This window comes from Rhizobium sp. BK418, from assembly GCF_004341105.1.
GTDB lineage: Bacteria > Pseudomonadota > Alphaproteobacteria > Rhizobiales > Rhizobiaceae > Rhizobium.
The window spans coordinates 655,596-672,608 of sequence record NZ_SLZK01000001.1 but is presented as its reverse complement, the minus strand read 5'-3'; the positions used below and the strand labels follow the sequence as shown (position 1 = coordinate 672,608).

Annotated in this window: 11 protein-coding genes; 5 read left to right on the top strand and 6 right to left on the bottom strand. The window is 57.9% G+C overall.

Going from position 1 to position 17,013, the window contains the following annotated elements; genetic code table 11:
- Positions 1 to 41: 41 nt before the first annotated feature.
- The 3 genes from EV281_RS03315 to EV281_RS03305 are packed head-to-tail and all read right to left on the bottom strand — an operon-like array spanning position 42 to position 3,048.
- The gene (locus EV281_RS03315) at positions 42 to 860 is read right to left on the bottom strand and encodes a carbohydrate ABC transporter permease (RefSeq protein WP_132651498.1); all 819 of its coding nucleotides are present in this window, start codon (positions 858 to 860) and stop codon (positions 42 to 44) included.
- Positions 857 to 1,810 carry a sugar ABC transporter permease gene (locus tag EV281_RS03310; protein ID WP_132651497.1) on the bottom strand — a complete coding sequence of 318 codons (954 nt, stop codon included), beginning with the start codon at positions 1,808 to 1,810 and terminating at the stop codon, positions 857 to 859. The genes EV281_RS03315 and EV281_RS03310 overlap by 4 nt, the downstream gene beginning before the upstream one ends.
- Entirely contained in the window at positions 1,807 to 3,048 is a 1,242-nt protein-coding gene (locus EV281_RS03305; RefSeq protein WP_132651496.1) for an extracellular solute-binding protein, read from the bottom strand. Before EV281_RS03305 ends, EV281_RS03310 begins: the two co-directional genes overlap by 4 nt.
- A 211-nt stretch (positions 3,049 to 3,259) precedes the next feature.
- On the opposite strand from EV281_RS03305, the gene EV281_RS03300 reads away from it, so the two are divergent.
- Positions 3,260 to 4,561: a glycosyl hydrolase family 28 protein gene (locus EV281_RS03300; RefSeq protein ID WP_132651495.1), complete on the top strand. Its 1,302-nt coding sequence runs from the start codon at positions 3,260 to 3,262 to the stop codon at positions 4,559 to 4,561.
- Positions 4,562 to 4,854: 293 nt separating this feature from the next.
- Entirely contained in the window at positions 4,855 to 6,393 is a 1,539-nt protein-coding gene (locus tag EV281_RS03295; protein ID WP_165911830.1) for a helix-turn-helix domain-containing protein, read from the top strand.
- Between the two features lie 741 nt (positions 6,394 to 7,134).
- On the opposite strand, the gene EV281_RS31025 is transcribed toward EV281_RS03295, so the two are convergent.
- Entirely contained in the window at positions 7,135 to 7,272 is a 138-nt protein-coding gene (locus EV281_RS31025; RefSeq protein WP_165911829.1) for a hypothetical protein, read from the bottom strand.
- 152 nt (positions 7,273 to 7,424) lie between these two features.
- Here EV281_RS31025 and EV281_RS03290 point away from each other — a divergent pair, with 152 nt between their 5' ends.
- Entirely contained in the window at positions 7,425 to 10,232 is a 2,808-nt protein-coding gene (locus EV281_RS03290; RefSeq protein ID WP_245508207.1) for a M16 family metallopeptidase, read from the top strand.
- Positions 10,233 to 10,629: 397 nt separating this feature from the next.
- Positions 10,630 to 11,820 carry a formaldehyde dehydrogenase, glutathione-independent gene (fdhA, locus tag EV281_RS03285; protein ID WP_132651492.1) on the top strand — a complete coding sequence of 397 codons (1,191 nt, stop codon included), beginning with the start codon at positions 10,630 to 10,632 and terminating at the stop codon, positions 11,818 to 11,820.
- A 71-nt stretch (positions 11,821 to 11,891) separates the two neighbouring features.
- On the opposite strand, the gene EV281_RS03280 is transcribed toward fdhA, so the two are convergent.
- Both EV281_RS03280 and EV281_RS03275 read right to left on the bottom strand, forming a co-directional pair.
- Positions 11,892 to 13,187: an HlyD family type I secretion periplasmic adaptor subunit gene (locus EV281_RS03280; RefSeq protein WP_165911828.1), complete on the bottom strand. Its 1,296-nt coding sequence runs from the start codon at positions 13,185 to 13,187 to the stop codon at positions 11,892 to 11,894.
- Complete coding sequence (locus EV281_RS03275; RefSeq protein WP_132651990.1) at positions 13,187 to 14,902, bottom strand: type I secretion system permease/ATPase; 1,716 nt, start codon at positions 14,900 to 14,902, stop codon at positions 13,187 to 13,189. Before EV281_RS03275 ends, EV281_RS03280 begins: the two co-directional genes overlap by 1 nt.
- Positions 14,903 to 15,160: 258 nt before the next feature.
- Between EV281_RS03275 and EV281_RS03270 the strand changes: the two genes are divergently transcribed.
- On the top strand, positions 15,161 to 16,987 hold the full coding sequence (locus EV281_RS03270; RefSeq protein ID WP_132651490.1) for a calcium-binding protein: 1,827 nt from the start codon (positions 15,161 to 15,163) through the stop codon (positions 16,985 to 16,987).
- The last annotated feature ends 26 nt before the right edge of the window (positions 16,988 to 17,013 follow it).

The window sequence follows — 17,013 nt, the reverse complement described above, 5'->3', positions numbered from 1 at the left end:
GCCGCCCGGAGGCGGCTTTTTCATTGATCTGGATGCTCTCTTTATTCCTTGGTCGCTCCGGCCATCAGCCCGCTCATCAGCATCCGCTGAAGCGCCGTGAACATGACAAGCACCGGTAGAACCGAGAGGACCGACATCGATAACAGCCGGGGCCAGTTGATGCCGAATCGTCCAACCGTATTGGCGAGCGCGACCTGGACAGTCCATTTGTCCTGATCGGTGATGATTAGGAACGGCCAGAGATAGTCGTTCCAGCGCCAAACGAGATTGAAAGCCAGAAGCGTGCCGATCGCCGGTATGGAGAGCGGCACTATGATCCTCAGCAGGATGCGCCACTCCGGCGTCCCATCGATCCGGGCAGCCTCCAAAAGGCTATCGGGAATGTTGGTGATGTATTGCCGCATCAGGAATACCCCTGTGGGCGTGGCGGCTGGAGCGATGATAATGCCCGCGAGCGTATCGAGAAGGTGCAGATCGCGTAGAACAAGAAATACCGGGATCATGACGATCTGCAGCGGCACCATCAGAGACGACATGATCAGCAGGAAAAACAGGGTGTCGCCTTTGAACCTGAATTTCGCGAGCGCATAACCCGCCATGACACTGATCGTGACGGACAGCAGCGCCGAGAGCACAGAAACGATTGCCGAATTGCGGAAGAAGACGAGAAATTTCGCCCGCGACACTGTTTCAATAAAGTTCTGCAGCGTTACTTGGGCCGGAAAAATGGTCGGCGGCCACTGGAATATTTCCTGTTGCGATTTCAGCGATGACAGGAAGAGCCACACCGGCGGCATGAGAAAAATGAAGAGTGTCAGTGCCACGAAGACAAGCCGCCAGGGCGAATAAATCCGTGTCATTTCTCGCTCCTCGACAAGCGCAACTGGACAATCGTCAGCAGCAGAAGAATGACGAAGAGAACCATCGACTGGGCAGCGGCGACTCCGGCCTGCATCGGCTTTTGAAATGCCGTGTCATAGATCGTCTGAATGAGATACACGGTCGCCTTGCCGGGCCCTCCCCCGGTCAATGACACGACGAGTTCGTAAACCTTGAAGGCTTCGATCGACGACAGAACCAGAACCACCGCCATCGTCGGCTTGAGAAGCGGCAATGTGATATGCGTGAACTGCCGCCATTTGCTGGTGCCGTCGATCGAGGCGGCTTCATAATAGTCCGACGAAATCGCAGTCAGGCCGGCGATGAAGATCATCATATTGAAGCCGGCTTGAGCCCAAACCCAGGCGATGATCATTGCAATCTGAGCCATGGTATCTTGTTCCAGCCACGGAACCGGAGCAATTCCCACTAGTGACAGCAGATAATTGACGAGGCCGTTGTTCAGGCCGAAGAGCCAGCGCCATGAGACTCCGATGATCAACAGGCTGATCATCGAGGGGAAAAAGACGATCGTCCGGACAACCGCGAAGAACCTCGTCTGAGGCGACAGAAGCAGCGCCAGCCCCAGGGAGGCGACGATGTTCAGCGGCACGGCAATGACGACGAAGAGCACCGTCTTTACGAGCGACGTCTGAAAGTCGGCATTGCTCAAGAGCCCCAGAAAGTTATCAAAGCCCACATATTGCGGCAGGGTGCTTGGCACCTGCGGAACCACCACCACGCCTCGCCTGAAGAATGCCATCAGGAGGCCTTGCACCAGTGGGTAAAGCGTGAAGGTGACCAGCAATACGATCGTCGGCAGCATGAGCAGATACGGCCAACTGACATTGAAAAGGCTATTGCGTCGGCCTTTCGGCACCGGGTGAAAACCCAGTGCCGAACTGCCTTGCTGCGGGATCACCGCCGTCACTTGCTCGCCTCGAGCGAGTCGTCGGCAGCCTTCTTGATCTGCGCGATGGCATCGGCTGATGAAATCTGGCCGGCGACGGCTTGAGTGACGGCTGACTTCACCGTGCCCCAAACCGACTGCATCTGCGGCCAGGCCTGGTCCGTTGCCGCATAGGCCGGGCTCGCGTTCAGTTCATTCTGCATCGCGGTGATCGCGGCTGTCGCAGCCGGATTGTCATACTTGACCGGCGGCGCCTTGAGGTTGGCGGGGATCATGCCGAAGGTCTTGGCATATTGGGCCTGGATCTCCGGCGACGTGATCCACTTTATGAATTCCACGGCTTCCGGCAGATGCTGGCTGGTGTTGAAGGCGACGATATAATCACCCCCGTAGATCGATGAGGCGACGGTCCCGCGGGGCGTCGGTCCGGCCTGCCAGGCGAACTGCGCATTGGTTGCCAGCCCGGCGATCTGCCAGCTGCCGGACATGTAGGCCACCGCCTGACCGGCCGTGAACAACTCTTTCGGATTGTCCGAGCTTGCCCCGCTCCATAGGCCCGGCGGCATGGCTGCCTTGGTGATGTCGATGAATTTGTCGAGGGTGGCAGTCCACGCCGCCTCGTCCATCACGACCTTCACGGGTTCCTTCTCGGTGTAGATGTGATTGCCGTATTGATATTCATGAACGATCCAGCGGCTCGCAGAAACGTCCCAGACCAACGGATAACGGGTGCCGGATTTCTCTGCGACTTCCTTGATTTTCGGAATGAACTCTTCCCATGTCCAACCGGTCGCCGCATCAGGGATAGCAACGCCTGCCTTTTTGAAGGCGTCAGCGTTCAGGAAGATGCCCGTCGAGGTGACGCGCAGAGGGGCGGCGATCACCTTGTCGCCGAGCTTGGCCCCATCGCCCCACCCCTTGACGAAGTCGTTGATCCACTCCGGTCCGATCTCCTTGCCGAGGTCAACTAGGAAGGGCCTGATGACTGGCTCCATCGAGGAGGTCAGCGACAGGTCCGGCATGATTCCGGATGCAGCGTATTGCTGGAATTTCTGGACCATCCCGTCATAGGGCGTGATTTCCAGATCAAAAGTCGTTTCGGGATGCAGCTTCGTGTACTGATCGAGCAGAGCGCGCGTATTCGCCTCTTCCTGATCGTTATCGACATACCAAACGAGCTTGAGTTCAGAGGCTGCGGCGAGCGACATCGTCATCGCCATGGCGCTAGCGGCCATTAGAATTGTCTTTAACGTTTTCATAGTTCTCCCTCTCTGGTTTGTCTTTCCGACATTCTACATGAACCGCCTGTAACCATTACTCCCGCAGGCTTTGTTCGTAACCATGACGAATTAAATACGAGTTTTACCGACTGTCAACATAACACATTCGGTTCGATGCTATTTAGTTCGTCCTGTTGACGAATAAATTTCGCACGCCTATGAAATGTGGAAAATAGACGGGAGGCGCGTGATGGAAATATTCGTTGAAGCGATGGACGGCGGTATCCAGACGGCGCTCGACAGGATCGCTTCCGCAGGCGGCGGAACGGTCTTCCTGCGACCCGGCCGCCACTCGGCAGGTGCGCTCCGATTGAGAAGCGATGTTACCTTGCATATCGAGGAAGGTGCTATCCTCACATTCATCGCTGATTATGAACGCTATTCCGAAAACACCGTCAGCGTGCTCGCAGAGTCCTCAAACTGTGCCTATATCGTCGCGCAGAACGCCACGAACATATCCATTGTCGGCAAAGGCACAATCGACGGACATGGCGATGCCTACCACACTGGCTTTAACGATAAAGTCGGTACCTTCACTCCGGTAGCCGCACGCCCACGTGTGATCGTTTTTGAGGATTGCACGAACATTCGTTTGGAAGACATCCATATCGCGGATTCACCGATGTGGACGATCCACCTCGTGCGTTGCCGCCATATCGTCGCACGACGATTTCGGGTCGCCAATAACCGCCAGCTGCCCAATACGGACGGGATCGTCATCGACAGTTGCAGCGATGTCGCTATTTCCGAGGCGGTCATTCGCACCGCCGATGACGGTGTGTGCCTGAAGACGAGCTTGAGCGACAAAGGAATTGGGCGCTGCGAGCGGATCGAGATCTCCGACAGCGTGATCGAGAGCAAGAGCTGCGCTCTCAAAATCGGCACGGAGAGCTTCGGCGATATATCTCAGGTCCGCTTCCTGCGCTGCAGGATCGAGAATTCCAACCGTGGCCTTGGCATCTTTTCGCGCGATGGCGGCAAGGTTGAAGATGTCGTCTTTCGCGACATCGAGCTCGATTGCAGCGAGACGCCTGACGGGTTCTGGGGCTCTGGCGAACCATTTACAATCACCAAGCTCACGCGCCGTCCGGAGCGTCCTGCAGGAGCGGTCCAAACGGTGTTGGTCGAGAACGTCTCAGGGCGAAGTCACGGTGCCATCAATCTTTTTGCGGAGGAAGCTGGCGGTATCGACGGTATCGTTCTGCACGGTATCGATATCAAAATGGACGAGGGACCGCTTGGAACAGCGAAGCAGTACGACCTGCGACCGACAAATGCTGATCTCGCGCCGCCGAAAGGGGCTGAAGGGCGCGGCAACGCCTGGGTGCGCGGACAGGATGGGAAGATCGTCGGGCTTTTCGACTATCCGGGTGGATTGCCGGGCGTCTTTGCGCAAAATGTGACAGGACTCGAGCTGCAAGACGTGACGATCCGCCGGCCCGAACCGCTGCCTGCAGGATGGAATCCGGCAACAGTCGCGTTGATCTCCTGAAGACGGCCAAGCCTCCGTTCCGCGGCAGGTGGCGCGCGCGCTCATCTCGAAGCCGCGGCTTCATTCTGCCATCAGAGCTAACGCCGATAAGTGTCCCCTCGCCTCGCTTCTGTCAAACGACGTATATTGTTTTACGCAAGCCGGTCTTATAAGCCTTGCACTTTAGGTTTGGTCCAGTGCCCGAGTTGCGGTGATCGCCCGTCAGGGCGGTTGGAATTGACATGATTTCATTTGCGGATACAGGCAAGGCAAAAAGTCTCCATTTTGGAGATCTGACAATCGATGAAGCTTGCATGTTTGCCCATCGCAACGGGCAGACACTCCAGTTCACCAAAAACGAGCGCGCCCTGTTGCTCGCTTTCACCAGCAATCCGCAACGTCTTATGACGCGCAGCCGTCTGCTGGATGAAATCGCTCAACCGGGCTCCGATTCCTCCGATCGCAATATCGATTTTCTGGTCAACAGGTTGCGGCTGAAGCTGGGTGATAATGCAAAATCACCGATCTACATCGCGACCCAATACGGCGAGGGTTATGTCTGGATTGCCACCCCATCTCGGCCCGGTCCAATCGATGCATTCCTGATTATCGGCTCGAGCTTCGAGATTCAGAAACATCCCCTGGGTCAACAGGGCCTGTCCTTGATGAACAAGCTGCGCGACTTGATTGCTGTCGGTATCGGCGGAAGTCGCAAGGTCGCTATTGCCGACAGAAATCTTCTCTCTGCCTACGACAAGTCGCGCTATTTTCTGCAGGTGAGTTTTCACGCCGACACCGACCGGCTCAACTGTGCGGCCACTCTGCGGGAAATGCCGTCGAAGCGCATCGTGAAAGCGTTTCGTCTGCATCTCGATGTCACTGATAATATCTCATTCGTGAACGAGGCGACGCGCGTATCCCAAGGCGTCGTCGATGCGTTGCAACAGGCCCTCGAAGAGGCTTCGAACGGGCTCGGCATACTTTTGGATGAAACGCCTGAAGCCCGGCTCCGAAGCGCCTCAAATCTGCTGTCGACCTCGAATCCGAAATGGCTGGCAAGCGGCGAGCGGCTTGCCGAAGGCCGCTCGCAGGACCCCCTCAATGCCGACGCCGCGATTCAGTGGGGTTTGCATCTCTTTGCACGCCTTGTCCTGACCAGTCCGTTCGATGGCGGCATGAGCCTGGAAGAACGCGATCGCATCGAGGGCGAGATCGAAGCAACCGTCCTGGAGTGCCTGCCTGAAATCGAGGACAAGCCTCTGCTGATGCTGGGGGCTGCCAAGCTTCTCTACTTCATCAACCGGGGCCATCTTGATCTCGCCGAGGAAATTGCCGAGCGCGCCCTCGCCCGCACACTGGATTCCACTGCCGGCCTGCCCATTCTCGGGCAGTTGCGATATGCGCGCGGGCGTTTTGATGAAGCTGTCGGAATCTTCGATCAAGGCATCAGAGCGGCCGAACCGGGTTCGGAGTTTCACCGCCACATGAGAGTTCTTAAGTATATCGCACTGCTGGCTGCGGGCCACAGCGCGTCTTCGGCAGCCCGGGCCACCGACATGGCTGATCTCGGTTCGGATTGCCCGCCTCAGATCCGGCTGATGATCGGCTGGATGGTCGCTGCGCCGGATCAGAAATTGCCGGAAGCGTCGGAGCACGCACTTGCGGCACTTGGTCCAGATCACGCTGCCAGGGCTATCGAATATCTCTACTTCACCTCCGCGCGCCACGTCACCCTGGAACAGGGCCGCGCAAATGTCATGCGCAACATGATTGCGCATGTGTCGCGATTGTACGGCAAACGAGTCATTCCTGATTTTGTGCTTCGCAGCATCGGCTCTGTCGCCGCCCTCTAGGCCACCAACGGCCAAATCAGAAGATCTGTAAAAGCGCTCTGAGAGTCAGCGGCGCCCGCCGCTCGCTCCGGCCAATTACGACACTGTTTTTTCAATTCTCAAATATTGCACAAACAATTGCCTGATAGCGACGACCGCAGTTGCCCATCCGAATATCACGTATTGGCTGAGAACGGGGACGTCCGGGCAACAACTGGTTGAAATCTCACGGGCGCGATGCGTCGAACAAAGTCCGCGCACCAATCTTTTTTGAGGGCCATATCACATGCCAATTCAAGTCGGGCGGATCCGATATATCGTCGTGCTTTCAGCAGTGCTGTTAAGCACAGCAACGCTCCTGCAGGGTTGCGCGCGATTTCAAGAAGAGCTGGATAAGTGGGCGAAGGAAAAATCCCAAAAGGGATCAGCGGACGCAGCATTTGGGCGAAGTGAAGCAAACGGCAGTTCAAGCACATCGCCGAGCGCGAGTACCCCGACTGCTGCGACGACCCCTACCACGCCGACTACTCCGAGCGGCACACCCACTACCGGCACCGGTGGGGTTACGCACTAGAATCCTCACATTTTGGCAACGGCGTCGCCAGTAATATTGAGATAATTGGCCGAATGCTCGATTGAACAAGGGCTCTGATGCAACGCTGCGCGTCTTCAATGGTGCGTTTCTGCTCGGCCTTATTCAATGCCAGGCTTCTTTGCTTTCGCGATCTTGGCTGTCGATTGGCGGCGGCCAAGATTGTCATATTACGATGACAGTATAGTCAGTTTCCTCACTACACCCCGCTCCTCCTCGCAAACCGTACCGAGAGCGGCCTTCAGCACGCCGCCTCCGAGCGGAATCGCCGTCATGTCGAGGTTGGCGAAGGTAATGGACGTGCGCACGGCGATGATTTATGGCGAAGCGCCTATCCGGGAAAATATACGTTGATGTGAGATGCAACCTGTCTGATAGTGTGGCCCACATCACACCCATGCCCACCTGCAGAACAGAATGCTTTAAACCCATGAGATCTCCCAGTTTTCCGCGATTCCTGATGGTAATCGCGCTTGGCGCAACAGTTATGTCGGGGTTGTCGGCCCGTGCTGAGAGCCCGTCGGCACCCTGGCCACAGACGCTGAGCGATCTTCCGGCTGAACCTGGGGTCCGTTTCGGTACGCTCGAAAATGGTATGCGGTTTGCGATCATGCGAAACGCTACGCCGTCGGGCCAGGCCGCAATCCGCTTCCGCATCGGTGCCGGCTCGCTTGATGAGAACGACAATCAGCAAGGGCTGGCGCATTTCCTCGAACATATGGCCTTCAAGGGCTCGACGCATGTCGCGCAGGACGAAATGATCCGTATCCTGCAGCGCAAGGGCCTTGCCTTCGGGCCGGATACCAATGCCAACACATCTTATGACGAGACCGTCTATTCACTCGATCTGCCCGAGGTCGATGCGGATACGCTTTCCACCGGCCTGATGCTGATGCGCGAAACGGCGAGCGAGCTGACGCTCGATGCCGATGCCTTTGAGCGCGAGCGTGGCGTCATTCTATCGGAAGAGCGGCTGCGCGACACACCACAATATCGTGCCGCAATCGGCGTCACCAATTCCCTGCTCGCCGGAAAGCGCGTGGCGTCGCGCACACCGATCGGCAAGGTCGACATCATTAGCCACGCGCCCGTCGATCTGCTGCGCGCCTATTACCATTCCAACTACCGGCCGGAACGCGCCACGTTGATCGTCGTCGGCGATATCGATCCCGCGGCGATCGAGACCCAGATCAGGCAGCGCTTCGGCGATTGGAAAGCCGCAAGCCCTGCCCCGCAGAAACCCGATCTCGGCACGCTAAGAGAAAAAGGCGAAAGCGCCGAGGTCATCGCGGTTCCGGGCAGCACGACGAGTGTGCAGATCGCATGGACACGTCCCTATGACGCCTCGCACGATACGTTCGCCAAGCGCCGCCAGCAGCTCGTTGAAGATCTCGGTCTTCTGGTGCTCAAACGCCGGCTGGGCGCTATGGCAAACAGGCCCAATGCTCCCTTCATCAGCGCTGCTGTCGGCTCGCAGGATCTTTTCGATTCTGCCCACATCGTCGTCGTGATGGCGAATGCCGAGACTGACAAGTGGCAGGCAGCGCTTGCGGCGATCGATCAGGAACAGCGCCGTTTCCAGCAATTCGGGGTTGATCAGGCCGAGCTCGATCGCGAAATCACCGAATATCGCTCGCTTCTCCAGGCAGCGTCTGCCGGGGCTGCGACACGCACCAGCACCGACATCGCATCCATGCTGGCAAACAGCGTCGATGACAATCAGGTCTTCACATCACCAGCGGACGATCTCTCGATGTTCGAGACGATAACTAGGGGACTAACGGCGACAGAGGTCAACAAGACGCTCGCGCGTCTCTTCTCCGGCAATGGCCCGCAACTTGTGCTGCAGACGGCACAAACACCGCAGGGCGGCGCAGATGACGTCCGGCAGGTTTATGACGCATCCCGCGCCGTTCCGGTCACGGCGCCGTCCAGTGCGGCAGCCGTGGTCTGGCCCTATACCCATTTTGGCGAACCCGGCACGGTCTCCGAACGCCGTATCGTCGAGGATCTCGGCCTGACGATGGTGCGCTTTGCCAACGGTGTCAGGCTCACCGTCAAGCCGACCAAGCTGCGTGACAACGAAGTGCTTGTACGCACGGATATCGGCCGTGGCAGACTGGATTTGCCGAACGATCATGCCCTGGCGATCTGGACATCGCCCGCCGTCGTCCTGTCCGGCACCAAGGCGATGGATTATCCGGATTTGCAGAAAGCGCTCGCGGCCAAAATCGCCGGGATAGACTTCTCGGTCGATGACAGTTCGTTCCAGTTCACCGGTCGGACGCGGACCGAGGATTTGGCGACGCAATTGCAGATCATGACCGCCTACACGACCGATCCAGCCTACCGGCCGGAAGTATTCAAGCGCGTCCAGCAGGCCTATCTCAACAACCTCGATCAATATGAGGCGACTCCGGGTGCCGTCATCAGCCGCGATTTTGCCGGCCTTGTCCATTCCGGCGACCCGCGCTGGACCTTCCCCGACCGGGCACAACTCTCCGCTACGAAAAAGGAAGATTTCGAAGCGCTGTTCGGGCCGCAAGTTTCCACCGGGCCGATCGATGTCACAGTTGTCGGCGACATAACGGCGGATGAGGCAATCCGCCTGACAGCCGAAACCTTCGGCAGCTTGCCGGCCCGCGCGGACATGACTCAAGCCACGGCAACAGACGACATACGTTTCCCCGCTCCCACCGAAAAACCTGTCATGCGAACCCACAGCGGCCGAGCCGATAACGCCGCAGCCATCGTCGCGGCTCCCGTCGGCGATATGCTTTCGGACATCCAGCGGGGCTTTGTCGCAAATGTCGTCGGTCAGATCTTCGAAAACCGGCTGATCGACCAGTTCCGTATCGCTGAAGGCGCGACCTACAGTCCGCAGGGCGATATGGATCTGTCGTGGGACATCCCAGGCTATGGCTACTATTATCTCTATGTCGAAACGACGCCGGCCAAGATCGAGAATTTCTATGCGCTCGTTGACAAGATCGCTGCCGATCTCAGGTCGAACGACGTCTCGTCTGACGAACTCGTGCGTGCCCGCGCGCCGATTATCGAGACATTGAAGCGCCAGCAGCAGAGCAACGAATATTGGGTGCAGTATCTCAAAGGCGCCCAAACGGACCCTCGCCGTCTTGAGCGGATACGCGACAATCTAAGCGGCTATGACAAGGTCACCGCCGAGGACATTCGCCGGTTCGCCACGACCTATTTCCAGCCGGACAAATTCTGGAAATTCGAGGTGTTGCCGGCAGCGATAAGATAGGTTTCAGACTGGATCCCGAAGCGATTGCACGCTTCAGGATCTGCTTTCAATTTTGTTTCGCCCGTCTGCGTCAAAACGATAGAATCGTTTTGATGGCGGAGCTGGGGTGGGCCGGCTAGATTCGCAAGCAAATTTCACCGGTCTCCACATGCCTTCCGATCGTTCTTATGCCCGCTAGGAATATGCGCGCATCGTGCGCGAGAAAAACCTCCTGAAACTTCGTCTTCTTTCCGTCGATCCAGCGGCGCGCCCTGTCCTTTTGCATGGTTTGCGATTTTCGCCCGCAAGGCGTCGCTTTCGGGACGGCGCATCGATCTTTCTGGTCTACTCTGTAACAGGCGACCGCTGCGGGAGGAGCTGCTAGCGCGTTGGCCCGATTTCAACGGAGGAGACGGAAATGAGCAAGAACCGTGGCGTCGTCTATTTGCGGCCCGGCAAGGTGGAAGTCCGCGACATCGACGATCCGAAACTCGAGGCACCGGATGGGCGCCGTATCGAACATGGCGTCATTCTGAAAGTCATCTCCACTAACATTTGCGGTTCGGACCAGCACATGGTCCGTGGCCGCACGACGGCCATGCCAGGCCTCGTACTTGGTCACGAGATTACCGGCGAGATCATCGAAAAAGGGATCGACGTGGAAATGCTCGATGTCGGCGACATCGTGTCGGTGCCCTTCAACGTGGCCTGCGGCCGCTGCCGCTGCTGCAAATCACAGGACACCGGCGTCTGCCTGACAGTCAATCCATCGCGCGCCGGCGGCGCCTATGGCTATGTCGACATGGGCGGCTGGATCGGCGGGCAAGCCCGCTATGTCACGATCCCCTACGCCGATTTCAACCTCTTGAAACTGCCCGACCGCGACAAGGCGATGGCCAAGATCCGCGATCTCACCATGCTCTCCGATATCCTTCCGACAGGTTTTCATGGCGCCGTCAGAGCCGGGGTTGGCGTCGGATCGACCGTCTATGTCGCAGGGGCCGGGCCCGTCGGCCTTGCCGCCGCGGCCTCCGCGCGCATCCTCGGCGCGGCCGTGGTGATGATCGGTGATTTCAACAAGGATCGCCTCGCCCATGCCAGCCGCGTCGGCTTCGAAGCCATCGACCTGTCCAAGAGCGACCGGCTCGGAGATATGATTGCGCAGGTGATCGGCACCAATGAAGTGGACAGCGCGATCGATGCCGTCGGCTTCGAAGCCCGCGGACATTCGGGCGGCGAGCAGCCGGCGATCGTGCTGAATCAGATGATGGAGATCACCCGCGCCGCCGGTTCCATCGGCATTCCCGGCCTCTATGTCACGGAAGACCCCGGCGCAGTGGACAATGCGGCCAAGCATGGCAGCCTCTCCTTGCGTTTCGGACTAGGCTGGGCGAAGGCACAATCGTTCCACACCGGTCAGACGCCGGTGCTCAAATATAATCGCCAGCTGATGCAGGCGATCCTGCATGACCGTCTTCCGATCGCCGACATCGTCAATGCCAAGGTGATTTCGCTGGAAGACGCTGCCGAAGGCTATGAGAGCTTCGACCAGGGTGCCGCGACGAAATTCGTTCTCGACCCGCATGGCGAGGTCGCCAAGGCAGCCTGATCGGGATTAAGTGCCGGGGCGGTAGTGCCCCGGCACAGCCATTGCGAAGATCCCTGCTCGCGCAGGGAAATTCACTGCTCGCGGAACGTATGGCTGATCTGATCCATCAGCGGCTTCGTCATGTATGAAAGGACGGTGCGATCCGCGACTTTGATAAAGACCTCGGCCGGCATGCCGGGGTAGAGCGCCAAGTTGGTAAGCTTTGCCAGGCTGGCCGGTTCAGGCTTGATGCGCACGGGGTAATAATCGGCGCCGCTGCGCTGATCGGTCACGACGTCGGGCGAAATCGATACGACGTCGCCCTGCACCTCTGGTGTCGTTTTTTGATCGAAGGCGCTGAAACGGATATCGACTTTCCGGCCAATCGTCAGCTGGTCGATATCGCGTGTGGCAATCTTCGCCTCGATGGTGAGGTCGCGCTGATCTGGCGCCAGCAGCATCAACACCTCGCCCGGATTGACGACACCGCCGACAGTATGGACTGTCATCTGATAGATGCGGCCGCTCATCGGTGCGCGCAGCTCCAGCCTATTCATCTGGTCGACGGCTGCGATGCGACGCTCCTGCATTTCGGAGGTCTTGGCGTCGACATCCGTCAAGTCCTTCGAATTCTCGGTCCTGCGGTCTTCGTCGAGCTGCAATATTTGCAGGTTGATCTCGGCGATCTTGCCTTCCGCCTGCGCCCGTGAAGACAACCGCTCGCCACGATTGCCGTCGAGTTCGACGCGCTGGCGTTTGAGGCCGTTAACCTTCTGCATGGTGACGATCTTCTGATCGTAGAGCTTGCTGGCAGCATCATATTCCTGATCGACGAGTTTTGTGGCTTCGTCGATCGATGCGAGCTGCAGCGTATCGCCCTGTATCTCCTGAGAAAGCTGCGCTTTGCGTTCTTCGAGCTGTTTACGCATCCCGACAAGTGATGACTGGCGGGCATTGAAGAGTTGGACCTCGCCGTCGATCAGACTTTTGCTGATGGCGATACCCAGGTCGTTTGCGGGAATATCGTCGGCGGAGAATTTCGTTGCACCGATGCGTTCGGCCTGCAGGCGAGCGCGACGGACATAGAGCTGGGCAAGATTGCTGTCGATAATGGCGAGATTGGCTTTCACAGAGGTGCTGTCGAGACGCAGAAGGACATCGCCGGCCTGGACGTGAGCCCCCTCCATCGCCTTTAATTCCGACACGATACCGCCGGTAAGGTGCTGAATCTTCTTTACGTTCTGGTCGATAATCACGGTACCTTGGCCGACCACGGCGTTGGAAAGCGACGTCGAGGCGGCCCATCCGCCCATGCCGCCGACAAGTGCGATCGACAGGACCCAGACAGACAGGATGTGGCGGTTCAGCGAATGTTGAGATCTCTTCATTATCGACCCTGCTCCTTGCTATCGCCGACGACCTTCAGCGATCCATGTCTTGGCTGCTCTGTCAGATTATCGGCGCGGAGCACCTTGGCGAGCACTTGATCCTTCGGCCCGAACGCGAGCGCCTGCCCCTCGCGCATTGCCAGCACGAGATCGACGCTGGAGAGTGTGCTTGGCCGGTGAGCGACGACAATGACGATGCCGCCGCGCTGGCGGACACTCAGGATCGCGCCGGCGAGCGCCGACTCTCCGTCAATGTCCAGATTGGAATTCGGCTCATCGAGCACGACGAGGAAGGGATCGCGATAAAGCGCACGGGCAAGTGCGATGCGTTGACGCTGGCCGGCCGAAAGCATGGAGCCGCCTGACCCTATTTCCGTCTCGTAGCCCTTCGGTAGCCGCAGGATCAGCTCATGAACCCCGGCCTTTCGGGCTGCCGCGATGATTTCTGCTGCCTGCGCATCGCTGCGAAAGCGCGAAATATTTTGGGCGACGGTGCCGGCGAAGAGTTCCACATCCTGCGGCAGATAGCCGATGTGGCGCCCGATCGAGATATCGTCCCATTGGTCGAGTGCGGCGCCATCAAGGCGCACCGATCCGCGATAGGCCGGCCAAAGGCCGACGATAGCACGCACCAGCGAGGATTTTCCCGAAGCGCTCGGGCCGATGACGCCCAGCGCGTTCCCTGCCCGGAGCGTGAAACTGACACCCTGCACGATAAGTTCCTGCTTGCCGGGCGCGCCACTCGACAACGCCTCGATGGCAAGCTCGCGGGTTGGCGCAGGCAGCTCGAGCGGCGAAACAGTCTCCGGCAGCAGGGCAAGGGTCTGGCGCAGCCGCTTCCAAGATTGCTGGGCTGAAACAAAGCCCTTCCAGCTGGCGATCACCTGCTCGACAGGTGCGAGCGCCCGTGATGTCAGGATCGAAGCAGCAATGATGATGCCACCCGAAGCCAGGTTTTCGATGACCAACACGGCACCGGCGGCGAGTACGCCCGACTGCAGTGCCATGCGGAAGACCTTGGAGACAATCGAGTAGCCATTGACCGTATCGGCGTTGCTGGATTGAACTTCGCGATAGGCATCGTTGCGCGCCGACCAGTTATCCGAGAGCTCGTCGGCCATGCCCATGGCCTGGACCACTTCCGCATTGCGCTGCGCTGCACCTGCGAGCGCATTCCTCTCGGTCGCAAGTTCGTAGGCCTTTTTGGCTGAAGCCTGCGAGCTTCGGTTCGTCAGATAGGTCAGCACCATCAGGATAAGCGCACCGCAGATGGCAATGATGCCGATGATCGGATGGAACAGAAAACAGATGCCGACGTAGAGCGGCACCCAGGGCAAATCGAAAAAGGCTGAGGGGCCGGGGCTGGAAAGGAAGCTGCGAACCTGATCGAAGTCCCGCAGCAGGGAGAGACCGTCACCGGCCACCTTGCCCTTGAGCGGTGCTTTGAGCGTTGCCTTGAAGATGCGGCGACTCATCACCTCGTCGAACACCCCCGATATCCGGACGAGAATGCGCCCACGCACGAGGTCGAACCCGCCTTGAAATGCATAGAGCAGGAGTGCCAGAAGAATGAGCGCGATCAGCGATGGAATGCTGCGGCTCGGTATGATGCGGTCATAAACCTGCAGCATGAAAAACGAGCTGGTAAGATAGAGCACGTTGACCAGCGCACTTGCAGCGCCGACCGCGATTAAGCCTCCGCGGCTGCGTCGCATCGCTTCCGCGCTGAGGTCTTTCCCGCCCTTTTGAGCTGGCGAGATGCCAAGTCCGTTCAATATCAAATCTCCGTGGAATGTTGAGGACTGATTGTACAGACAAATCAGTCACAGCTTCGCGAATATGATGCGCGCACTATGATATGGTAAATGCATCATAACTTTGGCAGAGCCGACTGTATAAAGACAAATTGCATTCGGAGAGAATCGCTATACCATCAAAGTAATAAATTCTACTTCCAGGCGAGGTTCGAGATAATGGCCCAAGCTGCTAGAATTAATGATGTTATTTCCTCTTTCGGGATCGATACACACATCGACTACACCGACGGGAAGTACTCAAATCTCGCGGAAGTTGTTAAAACCTTGGGATACCTCGGCATTGATACAGTTCGCGATCATGCGCCTACCCCGGCCTCCGACTCCTACGGTCAAGGCCATCTTGGGGACGCGGCCGATGCCGGCGTGAAGTTCGTTTTCGTCTCGGGACGCGACGACACTCCCGATATCGTGGTCCAACGGCTGCATGCCTTCCTGGATGCCCACCCCGGTTCGATCGTCGGCATCGAAGGGCCGAACGAGGTCAATAACTGGCCGGTCTCCTATAATGGCCTGTCGGGAGAGGCGGCAGCGCTCGCCTATCAAAAGGATCTGTTCAATGCAGTGAACGCTGATCCGCTATTGAAGAACATTCCGGTTCTCGGCTTTACCGGCTACACGGTCGCCTCTTCCAACGATTACACGACAATCCACACCTATGCGAAGGATGGCGACCAGCCCTTCACCTGGCTCCAGCGCGAATCGGGCGAGCAGATGAATGCCGACACCGGCAAGCCGTTCACGATTACGGAAACCGGCTACCATACGTCCCTGACAGCCGACACCAATGGCGGATGGGAAGGTGTCGACGAGACAACGCAGGCAAAACTGCTCCTCAATACGCTAATGGATGGCGCCTTTCTCGGATCGAAGGGTACGTTCATCTACCAGCTGCTCGACGCCTATTCGGATCCGCAGGGCTCCGACCAGGAAAAGCATTTCGGGCTCTTCCGCCTGGATTACTCCCCCAAGCCGGCCGCGACGGCGATCCATAATCTGACGGAAATTCTGGCCGACGATGGCGCGACGCAGGCGACTTTTGCTCCCGGGGCGCTCAATTATTCGATCAGCGGGCTGCCGTCCACCGCGCGCAGCTATCTGACGGAAAAATCAGATGGCAGCTACCAGATCATCATCTGGAACGAACCCGATATATGGAACCAGACGACCGACAAGGCGATCCAGGTGGCAGCGGCCAGCATCAATGTCAATCTGGGCGCGACGTTCGGGACGGTGCAGGTCCACGATCCGCTGAAGGGCGACACACTGATCAAAAGCTTCAGCAACATATCATCCTTGAATGTTGATGTGATCGATCATCCGATCATTATCAATGTTTCAGGTGGGGGCGGCGCACCACAGGAACCCGGCCATATTTACGGCGGCACCGGAGACGACGTCTTCACCATCACTTCCCCAACCGAGATTGTCGACGAAAGCCGCGGGGGCGGAACCGACACCGTCATCTCCTCCATTTCCTTCAATCTGGCGAATACGTTAGGCACCGTTGAAAATCTGACACTGTCGGGTTCGGCGCAGCTCAACGCCACTGGCAACGATGCGGACAATATCCTCACTGGCAACAGCGGCGCCAACATCATCTATGGCGGCCTCGGAAACGACCGGCTGATTGGTGGCGGCGGTATAGACACCCTGAACGGCGGGGTTGGAGCTGACTATTTCATATTCAACACGAAGCCGAGCAAGACGAGCAATGTCGACAAGATAGAGGATTTCTCAGCTGCTTCCGGCGACAAGATCGTGCTCGACCACAATGTCTTCACCGCAATTGATCCGGCAAGTTTCTCATCGGCCAATTTTGTTGTCGGCATCAAAGCAATGGATGCGAATGACAGGCTGATCTACAACCGGTCTAGCGGCTCTCTTCTTTATGATGCCGACGGTAACGGTAGCGGCGCGGCGGTCCAAATTGCAACACTCACCAACCTGGCGATGCTTCATCACGACGATTTCCTGTTTCTCTGAGATTTTGTTCGTCTGAGATCGGAACC